The sequence below is a fragment of the Burkholderiales bacterium genome (assembly GCA_036262035.1).
GTDB lineage: Bacteria > Pseudomonadota > Gammaproteobacteria > Burkholderiales > SG8-41 > JAQGMV01.
Genome location: DATAJS010000013.1, coordinates 629,599 through 644,135, shown reverse-complemented (window position 1 = coordinate 644,135; position 14,537 = coordinate 629,599). Strand labels below are relative to the sequence as shown.

The window sequence follows — 14,537 nt, the reverse complement described above, 5'->3', positions numbered from 1 at the left end:
CAATTCGACGGACATGACTCACGGAGGCTGCGCACTAATAAAATGTCGCTCGGTGCGTCGCTGTCGAGCGTGCCTGATCGTTGACACTCCTCCGTGCCCTCCGTGTTCCTCCGTGTCCTCCGTGTTGATGCTTTTGGCGTTGAAGTCGAAGTGAACCAGTGATCCAGTTCCGTAACCTCTCCCTCGCCCGCGGCGCGCGGCGGCTCATCGAAGACGCGAATCTCCAGATCCACGACGGCTGGCGCGTCGGTCTCGTCGGCGCGAACGGCACCGGCAAGTCGAGCGTTTTCGCGATGCTGCGCGGCGAGCTTCATCCCGACCGCGGCGATTGCGAGCTGCCTCAGGCCTGGCGCATCGCCTCGGTCGCCCAGGAGACGCCCGCGCTCGACACGCCCGCGATCGAACACGTGCTCGACGGCGACACCGAGCTTCGCGACATCGAGCGCGACCTCCGGCAGGCCGAAGCGGCGCACGACGGCGTCCGCGTGGGCGAGCTCCATGCGCGGTTGCAGGAGATCGAAGGCTACAGCGCGCGCGCCCGCGCCGCGTCGCTGCTCTCGGGTCTCGGTTTCTCCGACGACGAGATGTCGCGGCCGGTCGCGAGCTTCTCCGGCGGCTGGCGCATGCGTCTCAACCTCGCCCAGGCGCTGATCGCGCGCTCGAACCTCCTGCTCCTCGACGAGCCGACCAACCACCTCGATCTCGACGCGATCGTGTGGCTGGAGCGCTGGCTCGCGAGCTATCGCGGCACGCTGCTCCTCGTCTCGCACGATCGCGACTTCCTCGACGGCGTGGTGACCCACGTCGCTCACATCGCCGCGCAGCGCCTCACGCTCTACACCGGCAACTACACCGCATTCGAAGAGCAGCGCGCCGCGCAGCTCGCGGTGCAGCAGGCGATGTACGACAAGCAGCAGCGCGAGATCGCCCATCTCGAGCGCTTCATCGAGCGCTTCCGCGCCAAGGCGACCAAGGCGCGGCAGGCGCAGAGCCGCCTCAAAGCGCTCGACCGCATGGAGCACGTCGCTCCGGCGCACGTCGACGCGCCTTTCGATTTTCACTTCCGCGAGCCCGAGCGTGCGCCCGATCCGCTGCTCGCGCTCGACTCGGCACGAGCGAAGTACGGCGAGCGCGTCGTGCTGCGCGACGTGAACCTCACGCTGCGCCCCGGCGCGCGCATCGGCCTCCTCGGTCCCAACGGCGCGGGCAAGTCGACGCTGGTGAAGCTGTTGTCCGGCGAGCTGCCGCCGGCGGACGGTCATCGCCACGAAGGCAAGGGCCTCGCGATCGGCTACTTCGCGCAGCATCAGCTCGAGCAGTTGCGCGAGAGCGAATCGCCGATCCGGCACCTCGTGCGCGCCGAGCCGAACACCCGCGAGCAGGACCTGCGCGATTATCTCGGCGGCTTCGACTTCCGCGGCGCGATGGCCGACTCGCCGGTCGGTCCTTTTTCCGGCGGGGAAAAATCGCGTCTCGCGCTCGCGCTGCTCGTGCGCAAGCGGCCCAACCTGCTGCTCCTCGACGAGCCGACGAACCATCTCGACCTCGAGATGCGCCACGCGCTCACGGTCGCGCTCGCCGAGTACGAAGGCAGCCTCGTGCTGGTGTCGCACGATCGCGCGCTGCTGCGCACGGTGTGCGACGGCTTCGTGCTGGTCGCCGACGGTGACGCCCGCGAATACGACGGCGACCTCGACGATTACCTCGAATGGCTCGCCGCGCGCAGGGAAGCGCAGGCGGCGGCGCGCGTCGACGCCAATCAGAGCGCCGACAAAGCCGCCCGCAAGGAAGCCCGCGCCGCCGCAGCCGCGGACCGTCAGGCGAAGCTCGCGCGCAGGCGCCCGCTCATGAAGGAAGCGGAATCGCTCGAGACGAGGCTCGCGGGCTGGCACGACGAGAAACGCGAGATCGACGAATCGCTCGCCGATCCGTCTTTCTACGAGAGTCCCGATCCGGATAAGCTCAAGGGGCTGGCGCTGCGCCAGACCGAGCTGACGCGGCTCATCGACGAAGCGGAGCACCGCTGGCTCGAAGTCTCGGCGGAGCTCGAAGAGATAGGAGAGGTCTCGTGAACGACCACAAACCCGCCGCGATCGTCGCGCGCAACGCCGCACCGCGCGCACGCAAGTCGAACTATCCCGAGCCTTACGCGGCGCGCATGGAAGCCCGCGAGAAGCGCGTGCTCGGCGACGTCTTCGGACTGACCAACTTCGGCGTCAACCTCACGCGTCTCGCGCCCGGCGGCTCCTCCGCGCTGCGCCACTCGCATACCAAGCAGGACGAGTTCGTCTACATCCTCGAAGGCGCGCCGGTGCTCGTCACCGACGAAGGCGAGACGGCGCTCGAACCCGGGATGTGCGCGGGTTTCAAGGCGGGCGGCACCGCGCACCATCTCGTCAATCGCACGCAACGCGACGTGGTGTTCCTCGAAGTCGGCGACCGCACGCCGGGCGACGCCGCCGTCTATCCGGACGACGACATCCGGGCCGCGATGGTCGACGGCGCGTGGAGGTTCACGCACAAGGACGGGACGCCGTACGCGTGAACACCTTCGAGGAGTTCGACGCGGAGCTCCAGAGGGCGCGCGGCGAGCTCGCGGCGATGGCCGAACGCGCGCCCGACGACAACGTGATCGAGACGGTGAGGGTGCAGCTCGAAGCGGTGCACAACATGACGCGAGGCGGGCGCTGCCCGTCGCAGGGCGAGAAAGACAGCCTGAACTTCGGCCTGATCACCAGCCGGGAGCTCAGCGACTATCCGATCGCGCAGATCCTGTACGAGCTCGCGAGCTACGTGACCTGGTGGGGGCACCAGCGGCCTTATTGAGGCGTGCGCACCACGTGCACCACGCGCCCCGGTGCGGGCCAGATACCGCGGTCGATGACGCGCGCCCCTTCGAATACCAGATAGCTCTGCGCCCCGAGGTGGGGAAGCGCGCGCGCGGTCGCCGCGAGCGCTTCGACGTTCTGTGCCGAAAGCACCGCGATCGGCGCAGCGGCGGCGTGGATCGTCCATGCCGCTGCCGTGCCGCGGCCCGCGAGCTCTCTCGGACGCGGCGGCAGGCCGAGCCGCGCGAGCGCCGCGTCGACGTCGGCATGCAGCCCGGCGATGAGCAGCGGCTCGCGCGAGGACTTCGCTGCGTCGAGCGTCACGACCTGCGGCCGGTTCTCGAAGAAAGCCTCGGCGACGCCGCGCGCCGCGTTCCCCCCGTCGTTGCTCACGATCGCGATGCGCGGCGCGCGCGCGATGATCCATTGCCGCAGTATCGGCGAGAGCTCCGATGCATCGAGCCTGCGCCATACGCGAAGCTCCGGATCGAGCCGCACGCGCTCCGGAACGAACGGCAGGTCGACCTGCACGTCCTGGCGTGCGCGCTCGATGTGTATCCGGCGCGTCTCGCGCCGACCCAAGCCTTCGATCTCGACCGGCACGTCGAGCGCGTACGCGGGCGCGCTCTGCGTGAAGGTCAGCGTGAGCGTCTGCGACCGTCCCCGCGCTTCGGCGATGGCGATGTCGGGTCCGCCGCGCCGCTCGAGCCATTGATCGAAGAACGGCACGAGACGGCGCCCGCTCGCGCGCTCGAACGCGGCGCGCAGGTCGTCCCAGCCCGCAGCCCTGAACTTGTGTTCTGCATAAAACGCGCGCAGCGCGCGCCCGAAAGCCTCTTCTCCGATCGCGTCGCGCACCATCAGGAAAACCATCGCCGACTTGCCGTAACCCGCCGCCGCTGCGGCGCCGTGCGTGCGCGAGCGGAACTCGGCGAGGGCGAGATGGCGGCCGTCGGGCACCGCGGCGAAATCGCGCAGCCATGAAAGACGCATCTCGCGCGCGGCCTTGTCCGAGTCGCGCTCCTTGTAGAAGTAGTCGGCCATGAACGTCGTCAGGCCTTCGCTCCAGTTGCCCTGCGCGTAATCGACGCGCACCCCGTTGCCCCACCAGTTGTGCAGCACTTCGTGGCCGAGCGAGGTGCCGCGTATGAACGGCAGCTTCAGCACCTGCGCGCCGAGATAGGTGAGCGTCGACATGCCGAAGCCGGTGGGCAGGGGGCTCGCGACGATGGAGAAGCCGTCGAACGGATAGGGCCCGATCGCATCCGAGTACAGCGCGATATAGCGTGCGGTGTCGTCGAGATAACCGTCGGCGAGCGCGTCGAGGTCCGGATAGAAGTACGTGCGCAGGCGCAGCGGCGGCGCGCCGGCACGCTGCACCAGGCGCTCGCGCACCGAGTAAGGACCGGTCATGAGATCGATGCCTTCGGCCGGATGCGGGAACGAGAACGCCGCGGTGTAACGATCGCTCGTGCGGTGCTCCGCGATGAGGCTGCCCGCGACCACGCCGCGCTGATCGTGCGGCAGCGTGAGGCGCACGCTGTAGGAGAACGCCCGGCCGGGATCGGGATACCAGCCGCTGCCCCCCGGGAGAAAAGAGCCTTTGGGTGACGCCATCGGCGTCGCGTTCTGCAGCACCGCGCGATGGTCGAGGGATTCGAGCGCGGGCAGCGTTCCGCCGTATGCGATGCGAAGCTTCGAGCCTTTGGGCGCGTCGATGCGCCATTCGCCGCGGCTGCCGCGCGCAGCGGCGCCGCGCCGGCCGTCGATACCGATCCCCTCGACGTTCAGCGACGGATGCAGCGTGAATGCGAACGGACCCGGGGAGATGAGCTCGGCGGTCGCCGCGAATCTGCGAGTCGAAGGATCGAGATCGACCGTGAGCGCGAGATCGGCCGCGCTCGCGAGAGCGGCGGCCGCGAGCAGAACGCACGCGCACAGCGCGCGCGCGAGCGCGCTCATGCCCTGGGCGGGAACTTGACGACGAGGTCCAGCGTGCTCGTGCCGCGCCTCACCTGCAGCGGCAGCCACGTGCCGGGCGGCGAGCTGCGCACCGCGCCGACCACATCGGCGATCGATACCGCGGGCGTGCCTGCGACCATGAGGACCACGTCGCCGGCATTGAGGCCGCTCTTCTCGGCGAGGCTGCCTTTCTCGATGTTCGCGATGGTCACCGACTTGTCCTTGAGCTCGAGCCGCACCCCGAGGCGCGGCGGAGGCAGCGCGCTGCGCGGCACCGCCGGCAGCACGAACCCCGCGTCGGCCATTGCGGTCTTGATGTCGGCGCATTCGGCGGTGGCGTCGAGCGGCAGCAGGGTGCCGACGCGCGTTACGCCGAGGTCGCGCAGCTGATGCGCCACGCCGTAGCCTCCGCGCACGTGGCCGGCGCCCATGATGCCGACGGCGAGCGGTCGGGTGTTGCCCTCCCGCTTCACGCGCGCGGCGAGCGCTTCGGCCATCGCGCGGTCCCACGTGCCCTGCGCTTCGACGAAGTTGCGAAAGCGACGGTCGCTCTTGTCGAGCGTGCCCTTGCCGCTGCGCGCAGCGCCGTGCTCCTTGAACACGTTGAACAGGTGCTCTTCGTACTCCGCGACAGGCGGCGCCGCGCGCGACACGCCTTCACGCTGCTTCGAGTCGATCGCATCCCAGCCTTTGGCGGCGATCGCTTCGGTGAGCGACTTCTCGACGTTCAGCGCGACCATCGGGATGCGCTTGATGCGCGCGAACTGGAAGAGCGGCATATAGAGATCGGGTGGCAGGTTCCACACCTTCTCCCATTCGACCTCGCGCAGGAAACGCGCGGGATCGAGCTCGCCGGCGACCCATCGATCGAGCACCGGCTGCACGCGTCGCGGGAACGCTTCGAAGCCGATCACCATGTCGGGACGCACCGCGTGCAGCGCGGCGAGCGTGTGGAGCTGCCACTGGTGATGGTCGTTCTCGTCGTGATGCTCGCCGAGCAGGACCACGTCGCGCTGGGCCATCTCCGCGACGATCTTCGCTTCGTCGATCGCGCGCGGTTTCGCCGCGTCGAGCGCGTACCACTTCGCAGGGGCGAGGCAGGCCGGTTTCGGAGTCGCAGCTTCAGCGGCGTGGGACGCGATGCCGAGCGCACTCGCAAGCAGGACCGCGGGAAGGGCTTTGAGATTCATGTGGGCGCTGCATGGGGCGGGAGGCCAGTATACTGCCGCGCCCTCAGCGGTCCCGGCCGAAGCGTCACCACGATCGACCTTTGAGCCGCTTGCCCTCCTTGCCCTTCACCTTGGTCTGCTTTTGCTTTTCGAGTAATCGGCCTTTCTTTGCGCCCTTTGTTTCCCTTCGCGTCCTTGTCCCTACCTGCTTTGATCCTCAGTCGGCCTTCGCTCCCGAATCGCGCACCGCCTTCCCGAAACGAATCGTCTCCGAGTGGATCAGCTTGCCGAACTCCGCCGGCGTCCCGCCCAGCGGGTCGACGCCCATGTCCAGCAGCTTCTTGCTCATCTCGGGGGCACGGATGATCTTGGTGATCTGGGTCGAGAGCTTGTCGACGATCGCCTTGGGCGTGCCGGCCGGCGCGACGATGCCGGTCCAGTTGCCCATCACGAAGTCCTTGTAGCCCTGCTCGATGAAGGTCGGCACGTCCGGAATGAAGGGGTGGCGCTTCTCGGTGAGCGAGCCGATGACGCGCAGCTTTCCGTCCTTGGTGTACGGCAGCAGCTCGGGAATCGCGTTCATCATCATGTGCGCTTCGCCCGACATCAGCGCCGGCACCGCCGGTCCGACGCCCTTGAACGGCACGTGCGTGACGTCGATCTTCGCCGCGACCTTGAACATCTCCATGCCGAGGTGACTGATGACGCCGGCGCCGCCCGAGGCGTAGATGAGCTTGCGCTTCTTGGCGAGCTCGACGAGCTCCGGCACGGTCTTCACCGGCAGCCCGGCGTTGACGACCATGATGAGCGGTGAGTTGCCGAGCACCACGACCGGCGTGAGATCGCGCTCGAGCTTGTAGTTGAGACGCGTGTACAGGGTTTGCGAGATCGCGTGCGCCGTGCTGATGTTCATGAAGGTGTAGCCGTCCGGCGTCGACCGCGCGAGCAGCTCCGCGGCGAGGTTCCCGCCCGCGCCGGGGCGATTGTCGACGATGACCTGCTGTCCCCACGCTTCGTGCAGCTTCTGCCCGACGATGCGCGCCATGATGTCGTTGATGCCGCCCGGGGCGAAGCCGACGAGGTAGCGTATCGGCCGCGTCGGGTATTCCACGGATTGTGCCGCGGCAGCGGCGCCGGCAGCGAGCGTCAGGACGAGCGCGCACGAAGCGTACGCAACCTTGTGCATTGCCATTCTCTTCCTCCTCGGTGTTGTGCAGCGAGTCTAGCGTACGCGCCGTGAGATGCACGCCTGCCAGGCAGGATGCGCTGCGATCAGCGCGAGCGCGTGCCGGAGCAAGGTCTTCCCCGGCTCCACGTGCTGCCAGGTCGACGCGCCGGACGGATGGGGCAGTGGAGCGAGATCGAAGGAAAGGCCGTTGCGCTTGCCGCGATGGAGCTTGCCGACCACGCCGTCGAGCTTGTCGACCGGCATGAACTGCGCGATCGCGAGCTTGCCGACCGGAATGACGAGCTTCGGCTTCAACAGCGCGAACTCCGCGTCCAGCCACGACGCGCAGTTCGCCACTTCGTCGGGATCGGGCACGCGATCGCCGCCGGTCGGGCGCTTGCCGGGAAAGCAGCGGCACACCGCCGCCATGTAGACGCGGCCGCGGAACCCTTGTTCGTCGAGACCGATGCCGCCGAACCACTTGAAGAGCTGCTTGCCCGCAGTCCATGCGAACGGCTTGCCGATCGCAGGCTCTTTCGGTCCCGGCGCCTGGCCGACGAGCAGCACTTTGGACAGCACCGGGTTGCCGATGACGGGCGTGCTCTGCATGCGCGGGCAGCGCCGGCAGCGCGCGAGCACGTCCTGGTGGGCGAGCAGCGCGCCTTGCGCGGCTCGCGTCATGTCTTCACCCGCCGGTCGTGCTTCGTCGCGGCCTTGCGTCCCCACACCCACACGTACTGCACGCCCGAGAGCACGACGGTCACTCCCACCACGACGAAGCACGCATCGAGCCAGGCACCGCGCGCCGGCCAGCCCGCCGCAACCGCCATGGTCAAGAGCAGGACGGCGAACTCGAGCGTGGTGTTCACCTTCGAAAGTCGGGTAGGCGTCATCTCGAGTGCCCCGATGATGGCGCGGTACGCAATGACTCCGCCGACGATCACGACGTCGCGCAGCACGATCGCGCAGCCGAGCCACAGCGGAAGCTCGCGCTGCCACGCGAGCAGCACCGCGGCCGTGAACATCGCGACCTTGTCGGCCACCGGGTCGAGCGTCGCGCCGAGCCGGGACGCGAGCGCGTAGCGCCGTGCGATGTAGCCGTCGAGCGCATCGCTCAGCGCCGCCGCACTGAAGACCGCGATCGCCCCGCCATAGCTGCGCTCCAGCAGCAGCCACGCGAGCAGCGGCACCAGCGCGAGGCGCAAGATCGTGATGAGGTTCGGGATGTTGAGCATGGCCGATCGCGAATCCGCTAGACTGCAGCTATGGTGCCGTGCGCACCGCGATGGTGCCGGCGCGCGGTGCGGCTGCTCTCGAGCATCGGACGGGGCGAACTTTTTGTCTCTGGCATAAGCCTTGCTCAAAAGGCGTCTCGATCACGCGAGACGCGCCGAAAAAGGGCGGAGACGATGTACGACGAGATGTACGGCAAGCCCGGCGAGATCCGCGGTCACTACGCGGCGCTCGAGCGCTGGCTCTCCACCATGCCGCCCGACGTCGTCGAGGAGAAGCGGCGCGAAGCCGATCTGCTGTTCCATCGCGTCGGCATCACGTTCGCGGTCTACGGCGACGAAGCCGGCAGCGAGCGCCTGATCCCGTTCGACGCCATCCCTCGCATCATTCCGGTCGACGAGTGGGACGTGCTCGAGCGCGGGGTCAAGCAGCGCGTGACCGCGCTCAACCGTTTCCTGCACGATATCTACCACGGCCAGGACATTCTGCGCGCCGGCGTCATTCCGGCCGAGCACGTGCTCACGCACGAGGCCTACCAGGTCGCGATGGTCGGCGTGAACGTGCCCAACGACGTCTACTGCCACATCGCCGGGATCGACATCGTCCGCAACGACGACGGCGAATATTACGTGCTCGAGGACAATCTGCGCACCCCGTCGGGCGTTTCGTACATGCTCGAGAACCGCCGCATGATGATGCGGCTGTTCCCCGAGCTCTTCGAGCAGTACAACGTGCGGCCGGTCGAGCACTACCCGCAGCTCCTGCTGGAAGCCTTGCGCAACAACGCGCCGCAGGGGGTGCGCGAGCCGACGGTCGTCGTGCTCACGCCCGGCCAGTACAACAGCGCGTATTTCGAGCACGCCTTCCTCGCGCAGCAGATGGGTGTCGAGCTCGTGGAGGCGGCCGACCTCTTCGTCAGGGACGCGCAGATCTACATGCACACCACGAGCGGCCACCAGCGCGTCGACGTGATCTATCGCCGACTCGACGATCCGTTCCTCGATCCGCTCGCCTTCCGTCCCGATTCGGTGCTCGGCGTGCCGGGATTGCTCGCCGCGTATCGGGCGGGCAACGTCGGTATCGCCAACGCGATCGGCACCGGAGTCGCCGACGACAAGTCGACCTATCCGTACGTGCCCGAGATGATCCGCTTCTATCTCGGCGAGGAGCCGATACTGCGCAACGTGCCGACTTGGCAGCTGCGCAAGCCCGAGGACCTCGCGTACGCGCTCGAGCGCCTGCCGGAGCTCGTGGTGAAGGAAGTGCAGGGCTCGGGCGGCTACGGCATGCTGATCGGGCCCACCGCGTCGCGCGAGCAGATCGAAGAGTTCAGGCAGCGCATCCAGTCCCATCCCGCGAACTATATCGCGCAGCCCACGCTCTCGCTCTCGACGTGTCCGACCTTCGTGCAGAACGGCGTAGCACCGCGCCACGTCGACCTGCGGCCGTTCGTGCTGTGCGGACGCGAGTGCAAGCTGGTGCCCGGCGGTCTCACCCGCGTCGCGCTCAACGAAGGCTCGCTCGTGGTGAATTCGTCGCAGGGCGGAGGGACCAAGGACACGTGGGTGACCGCGTGACGGCGGGGGCCTGATGCTCTCGCGCGTCGGCGATCTGATCTACTGGATGTCGCGCTTCATGGAGCGCGCCGAGAACATGGCGCGCATCCTCGGCGTGACCTCCAACGTCGTCCTCTGCAGCACGCCCGAGACGCAGCAGCAGAACCTCCTCGCGCCGCTCACCATCACCGCGTCGACGCGCGGCTTCTTCGAACGCCACGAGGTCGTGTCGCTGCAGACGCTGATCGACTACATGGCGCTCGACGAGACCAATCCGTCGAGCATCTACACCTGCATCCGGCTCGCCCGCGACAACGCGCATGCGGTGCGCTGGCAGATCACGTCGGAGATGTGGGAGACGCTGAACGCGACCTGGATCGAGCTCGCGAGCTTCAAGCGCGAGAACCTGGAAGGCCCCGACGCGACGCGCTTCTTCGACTGGGTGAAGGAGCGCTCGCACCTCTTCCGAGGCGTCACGTATGGAACCATTATGCGGGGCGAGGCGTTCAACTTCTCGCGGCTGGGCACGTTCATCGAGCGCGCCGACGACACCGCGCGCATCCTCGACGTGAAATACCACATCCTGCTGCCGCGCGTGGAGGACGTGGGGGGCGCGCTCGATTACTACCAGTGGGCGGCGCTGCTCAGATCGGTGTCGAGCTTCGAGACTTACCGCATCATCTACCGCGACCAGATCCGCCCCATCAACGTCGCCGAGCTCCTCATCCTCGACCGGCGCATGCCGCGCTCGCTCGCGGCGTGCCTCGAGCAGATCATGCAGGCGCTCGATCGCGTGCGCGGACAGAACGACCAGCCGGCGAAGCGCCTCGCCGCAGAGCTCCAGGCGCGGCTCGTGCACGGCGACATCGAGGAGATCTTCGGCGGCGGGCTGCACGAGTACCTCACCGATTTCCTCGAGGACATCAACGAGCTCGGCTTGCGCATCCAGCGCGCCTACCTGGGAGCGCTATGAGAATCTCGATCGACCATACGACGCACTACACCTACGAGCACCCGGTGCGCTACAGCACCCAGTACTTGCGGCTCGTGCCGCGGACCAGCCATCGGCAGCGCGTGCTCGAATGGCGGCTCGACACGCCGGCGCGGCCGCTCGAGCTCTCCGACGGCTACGGCAACATCCTGCACGTGCTGACGATCGACAAGCCGGTCGAGGAGATCGTCATCCGCTCGAGCGGCGTCGTCGAGACCTCGTCGGCCGTCGACGAGCAGTACGACGACGAGCCCAGGCTCTCGCCGCTGCTCTTCCTCCGTCCCACGGCGCTCACGTACGCCGACGCCGCGCTCGTCGAGTTCGCCGAGCAGTTCCGCAGGCGCGCCGGAACGCTGACGGGCCTGCGCGACATCGCGGGCGCGATACTCGGGCGCCTTCCTTTCCAGCCCGGCGTGACCGAAGTGCATTCGACGGCGGGCGAAGCCTTCGCTGCGGGCAACGGCGTGTGCCAGGATCACGCGCACGTCTTCATCGCGTGCTGCCGCTATCTCGGCATTCCCGCGCGCTACGTCTCGGGCTACATCTACTCCGCGGGGCACGTGGAAAGCGCGGTCGCGAGCCACGCGTGGGCCGAGGCGTGGGTGGTCGACCGCTGGCGCAGCTTCGACATCACGAACGGCCGGCCCGCGGGCGCTCACCATATCCGGCTCGCGATCGGCGCGGATTACCTCGAAGCCTCACCCGTACGAGGCGTCAGGACCGGCGGGGGAATGGAGAGCCTGTCGGCCCACGCGGTCGTGACTCCGCAGTAACTTCCACGCCGCTGGTCGGCGCAGCTGAAGCCGCGCCTCCCCGCGCAAAGGCGCGCTTATGCGCCTGGCGGCGCTACGTCCTATCGATCGCCGCTGGCGCGGCAATCGGGAGTAACATCGGCACCTTTCCTGCACGCCACATCGCCCAATGACGTACTGTGTCGCCGCCCTCGTCGAGGAGGGCATCGTTTTCGCCTCCGATTCACGCACCAGCGCCGGCGCGGACAATATCGCGACCTACGGCAAGATGATGGTATGGGAAGCCGTCGGCGATCGCGTCGTCGTGCTGCTGTCGTCCGGCAATCTGTCCACCACGCAGAGCGTGGTCGCGCTGCTCAAGATGCGCTCGAAGAACGAGAAGGGCGAAGCGCTGGACGGCGGCATCCTGCGCATGCCGCAGATGTACGACGTCGCCGAGCTCGTCGGATCGACGCTGCGTGAGGTCACGGCCCGCAACCACTCGGTGCGGGAGAGCGGCGTCGACATCGACTGCAGCTTCATCGTGGGCGGACAGATCGGCAGCAAGACGCCGCGTCTCTACCGCATCTATCCGGAAGGCAATTTCATCGAGGCGACGCCCCAGACGAACTACTTCCAGATCGGTGAGACCAAGTACGGCAAGCCCGTCATCGACCGCGTGGTGAAATTCGACACGCCGATGAAGGAAGTCGCCAAGGCGTTCATGGTGTCTTTCGATTCGACGATGCGCTCGAACCTCAGCGTGGGACTGCCGATCGATCTGCTGGTCTACGAGCGCGATGCGTGCAAGGTGACGCTCAAGCGCCGCTTCATGCCCGGCGACAAGTACGTCACGGCGCTGACCGCCATCTGGTCGGCCGGCTTGAAACACGCGTTCATGGAGGTGCCGCCGGTCCCCTGGGTCGACGAGCCTTCGTCCTAATCGGGGTCGATCAGCCGCTTCGCGTTGCCGCTCAGCACCCTCTCGATCTGCTCGGGCGGCAGGCCGCAGTTCCTGACGATCTCGACGGCTCGTGCGAAATCGAAAGACGGATAGTCGCTGCCGAAGACGAGCCTGTCGACGCCGATGACTTCCGCGGTCATGCGGATCGCTGCCGGATGGGCCGAGGCCGTCTCCAGATAGAACCTGCGCAGCGCTTCGGTCGGCGCGACCGGCAGCGGCCTTGCAGCCGCGTGCACCCGTTCCCAGTATTGATCGAGCCGCTCGACGATGAACGGGAAGACGCCGCCGAGGTTCGCGAGTATCACCCGCAGGCCCGGATGGCGGTCGAGCACACCGGCGGAGAGCAGGCGGAGCGCGACGAGCGACAGATCCACCTGAAAGCCGAACGCGCCGGTGAGCCAGTTGTACGGCGCGACGCACTCATCGATGAGCGAGGGATGGTTCGGCAGGATCAGCATCGGCACCCCGAGCCGGTCGGCGGCCTCGAACAGCGGGGCGAAATCGGGGTGATCGAGCGGCTTGCCGTCGACCGCGACCGAGATGCCGACGCCGCGGTGGCCGAGCGTGGTCACGGCGCGCTCGAGCTCGGTCACGGCCCCCGCCACGTCGCGCATCGGCACGGCTGCGTACGGAATGAAGCGGCCCGGATAGCGCGCCGCGATGGCCGCGATCTCCTCGTTCGCCGCCTGCGCGATCTCCAGGCCCTGCGCCGCCTCGAACGAATCGATACCGCTGACGTTCTGCAGCCTGAGGATCTGCGTGTCGATGCCGGCGTGCGCCAGCATCTCCGCGCGGCGCGCGATGTCGGTCTGCTCCGGACGGATGCGGCGTGCCGCACCCGGTCCGGACCATATCACTTCCCCCTCCGCGGTGCGCTCGATGCGCGGGTAATCGCGCCGCCGGCGCAGATGATCGAGAAACGCCTCGGGCTGGAAGTAGGCGTGGAAGTCGACGATCAGGCGGCTTCTTTCTCGCCGATCTGCGAGTACAGCGGCACCGTGATGCCCAGCTTGCCGAAGCGCTTGCGCAGATATTGAATGCTGCGAACGAAAACCTCGTGCTCCACCTCAGCCGCGCAGAAGCCCAGTCCCGCTTCGGCAGCGATCGCCTCGGCTTCCTGAAGCTCGCTTTCGAGGTCGGCCGGCAGCAGGCACATGGAGTGGAAGCCTTTCATCTCGACGTTCTCCATGATGTCGAGCACCGCGTCCTGCACGAGCTGCACCTCCTCCTTGGTCATCTGCGGAATGCGGTGCTCCAGGTAATCCCAGCCCACCTGAACGTGCCGCACTTCGTCCTGCAGGATGAGGCGCAGCACTTCCCGCGTGACCGGCTCGGTGCACGCCTTGTAGCGCGCAGCGAAGATGTCGACCGCGATGCCTTCGGAGATGATGTGCCACGCCGCGAGACCGCCTTCCGGAGACATGTCCGGATTGAACGCGAGCCGGTCGCGAAAGCCGGCGACCACCATTTTCACGATCGCATCGCCGGGCGGCGGTTCGACGATGTAGCCGCCCATCGCTTCGGCGAGCAGGTACGAGGCTTCACAGTGGCGCGCTTCCTCGACGACCTTCGCCGCCAGCACGAACTTGGTCTCGATCGGAATCTGGCCTTCGAGCGAGAGCCGTATCAGCATCGCGGGCGATTCGATGATGCCGGTGTATTCGGTCCAGGCGCGGCGGCTCCACCCGAGGCGCGCGGCGTCGAGCTGTTCCTGGCTGTACTTCGAGCGGTCGAACGTCGCGTACGGAATGTCGGTTTCCGGATCCCACGCCATCTGTTTCGACTTGCGCCAAAGCTCGACCGTGGACGGAATCTCGTGACGGGTCTTGAGAGGAAAACGTTTCTCGGACAGCCCGATCTTGTACAAGCCGCGGGGGCCGGAATTGCGGTCGTAAAGACTGTTCTTGACGCTCGACATTCGGGGACACCTCATGG

Annotated in this window: 14 protein-coding genes; 7 read left to right on the top strand and 7 right to left on the bottom strand. The window is 67.4% G+C overall.

The annotated features are described in order from the left end of the window. The first annotated feature begins 158 nt into the window (after nucleotides 1-158). Genes VHP37_18475 through VHP37_18465 form a run of 3 tightly spaced genes read left to right on the top strand, consistent with a single transcriptional unit; the run spans nucleotide 159 to nucleotide 2,826 of the window. Nucleotides 159-2,072 carry an ATP-binding cassette domain-containing protein gene (locus VHP37_18475; GenBank protein ID HEX2828346.1) on the top strand — a complete coding sequence of 638 codons (1,914 nt, stop codon included), beginning with the start codon at nucleotides 159-161 and terminating at the stop codon, nucleotides 2,070-2,072. After that, nucleotides 2,069-2,545 (top strand): cupin domain-containing protein, encoded by a 477-nt coding sequence (locus VHP37_18470; GenBank protein HEX2828345.1) that lies wholly within the window; start codon nucleotides 2,069-2,071, stop codon nucleotides 2,543-2,545. The genes VHP37_18475 and VHP37_18470 overlap by 4 nt, the downstream gene beginning before the upstream one ends. Continuing rightward, complete coding sequence (locus VHP37_18465; GenBank protein ID HEX2828344.1) at nucleotides 2,542-2,826, top strand: hypothetical protein; 285 nt, start codon at nucleotides 2,542-2,544, stop codon at nucleotides 2,824-2,826. The genes VHP37_18470 and VHP37_18465 overlap by 4 nt, the downstream gene beginning before the upstream one ends. Here the strand turns inward: VHP37_18465 and VHP37_18460 are convergent. From VHP37_18460 to VHP37_18440, 5 genes are all read right to left on the bottom strand, one after another. Further along, entirely contained in the window at nucleotides 2,820-4,790 is a 1,971-nt protein-coding gene (locus VHP37_18460; GenBank protein ID HEX2828343.1) for a M1 family aminopeptidase, read from the bottom strand. The genes VHP37_18465 and VHP37_18460 overlap by 7 nt on opposite strands. Then, a complete protein-coding gene (locus tag VHP37_18455) occupies nucleotides 4,787-5,980 on the bottom strand; it encodes a ChaN family lipoprotein (protein ID HEX2828342.1) in 1,194 nt (397 codons plus the stop codon). Before VHP37_18455 ends, VHP37_18460 begins: the two co-directional genes overlap by 4 nt. 196 nt (nucleotides 5,981-6,176) lie before the next feature. Next, nucleotides 6,177-7,151 carry a tripartite tricarboxylate transporter substrate binding protein gene (locus tag VHP37_18450; GenBank protein HEX2828341.1) on the bottom strand — a complete coding sequence of 325 codons (975 nt, stop codon included), beginning with the start codon at nucleotides 7,149-7,151 and terminating at the stop codon, nucleotides 6,177-6,179. 30 nt (nucleotides 7,152-7,181) lie between these two features. Then, complete coding sequence (locus VHP37_18445; protein HEX2828340.1) at nucleotides 7,182-7,808, bottom strand: uracil-DNA glycosylase family protein; 627 nt, start codon at nucleotides 7,806-7,808, stop codon at nucleotides 7,182-7,184. Further along, nucleotides 7,805-8,362, bottom strand: a complete 558-nt coding sequence (locus VHP37_18440) for a CDP-alcohol phosphatidyltransferase family protein (GenBank protein HEX2828339.1) — start codon at nucleotides 8,360-8,362, stop codon at nucleotides 7,805-7,807. The genes VHP37_18445 and VHP37_18440 overlap by 4 nt, the downstream gene beginning before the upstream one ends. A gap of 174 nt (nucleotides 8,363-8,536) precedes the next feature. On the opposite strand from VHP37_18440, the gene VHP37_18435 reads away from it, so the two are divergent. The 4 genes from VHP37_18435 to VHP37_18420 all read left to right on the top strand — a co-directional run bounded on the left by VHP37_18435 (nucleotide 8,537) and on the right by VHP37_18420 (nucleotide 12,581). Next, nucleotides 8,537-9,937 carry a circularly permuted type 2 ATP-grasp protein gene (locus tag VHP37_18435; protein HEX2828338.1) on the top strand — a complete coding sequence of 467 codons (1,401 nt, stop codon included), beginning with the start codon at nucleotides 8,537-8,539 and terminating at the stop codon, nucleotides 9,935-9,937. 13 nt (nucleotides 9,938-9,950) lie between these two features. Further along, on the top strand, nucleotides 9,951-10,889 hold the full coding sequence (locus VHP37_18430) for an alpha-E domain-containing protein (GenBank protein HEX2828337.1): 939 nt from the start codon (nucleotides 9,951-9,953) through the stop codon (nucleotides 10,887-10,889). Continuing rightward, the gene (locus VHP37_18425; GenBank protein ID HEX2828336.1) at nucleotides 10,886-11,680 is read left to right on the top strand and encodes a transglutaminase family protein; all 795 of its coding nucleotides are present in this window, start codon (nucleotides 10,886-10,888) and stop codon (nucleotides 11,678-11,680) included. Before VHP37_18430 ends, VHP37_18425 begins: the two co-directional genes overlap by 4 nt. Before the next feature lie 148 nt (nucleotides 11,681-11,828). Further along, entirely contained in the window at nucleotides 11,829-12,581 is a 753-nt protein-coding gene (locus VHP37_18420; GenBank protein HEX2828335.1) for a peptidase, read from the top strand. On the opposite strand, the gene VHP37_18415 is transcribed toward VHP37_18420, so the two are convergent. Both VHP37_18415 and VHP37_18410 read right to left on the bottom strand, forming a co-directional pair. Beyond that, nucleotides 12,578-13,459, bottom strand: coding sequence for an amidohydrolase family protein (locus VHP37_18415; protein ID HEX2828334.1), 882 nt, complete (start codon nucleotides 13,457-13,459; stop codon nucleotides 12,578-12,580). The genes VHP37_18420 and VHP37_18415 overlap by 4 nt on opposite strands. Nucleotides 13,460-13,557: 98 nt before the next feature. Then, nucleotides 13,558-14,520, bottom strand: a complete 963-nt coding sequence (locus VHP37_18410; GenBank protein ID HEX2828333.1) for a ferritin-like domain-containing protein — start codon at nucleotides 14,518-14,520, stop codon at nucleotides 13,558-13,560. Nucleotides 14,521-14,537: the final 17 nt, after the last annotated feature.

What these genes read in the sequence shown, in the direction of transcription:
- VHP37_18460 (HEX2828343.1), bottom strand. Translation starts at nt 4,790, where the DNA reads ATGAGCGCGCTCGCGCGCGCGCTGTGCGCGTGCGTTCTGCTCGCGGCC.
- VHP37_18455 (HEX2828342.1), bottom strand. Translation starts at nt 5,980, where the DNA reads ATGAATCTCAAAGCCCTTCCCGCGGTCCTGCTTGCGAGTGCGCTCGGC.
- VHP37_18450 (HEX2828341.1), bottom strand. Translation starts at nt 7,151, where the DNA reads ATGGCAATGCACAAGGTTGCGTACGCTTCGTGCGCGCTCGTCCTGACG.
- VHP37_18445 (HEX2828340.1), bottom strand. Translation starts at nt 7,808, where the DNA reads ATGACGCGAGCCGCGCAAGGCGCGCTGCTCGCCCACCAGGACGTGCTC.
- VHP37_18440 (HEX2828339.1), bottom strand. Translation starts at nt 8,362, where the DNA reads ATGCTCAACATCCCGAACCTCATCACGATCTTGCGCCTCGCGCTGGTG.
- VHP37_18435 (HEX2828338.1), top strand. Translation starts at nt 8,537, where the DNA reads ATGTACGACGAGATGTACGGCAAGCCCGGCGAGATCCGCGGTCACTAC.
- VHP37_18430 (HEX2828337.1), top strand. Translation starts at nt 9,951, where the DNA reads ATGCTCTCGCGCGTCGGCGATCTGATCTACTGGATGTCGCGCTTCATG.
- VHP37_18425 (HEX2828336.1), top strand. Translation starts at nt 10,886, where the DNA reads ATGAGAATCTCGATCGACCATACGACGCACTACACCTACGAGCACCCG.
- VHP37_18420 (HEX2828335.1), top strand. Translation starts at nt 11,829, where the DNA reads ATGACGTACTGTGTCGCCGCCCTCGTCGAGGAGGGCATCGTTTTCGCC.
- VHP37_18410 (HEX2828333.1), bottom strand. Translation starts at nt 14,520, where the DNA reads ATGTCGAGCGTCAAGAACAGTCTTTACGACCGCAATTCCGGCCCCCGC.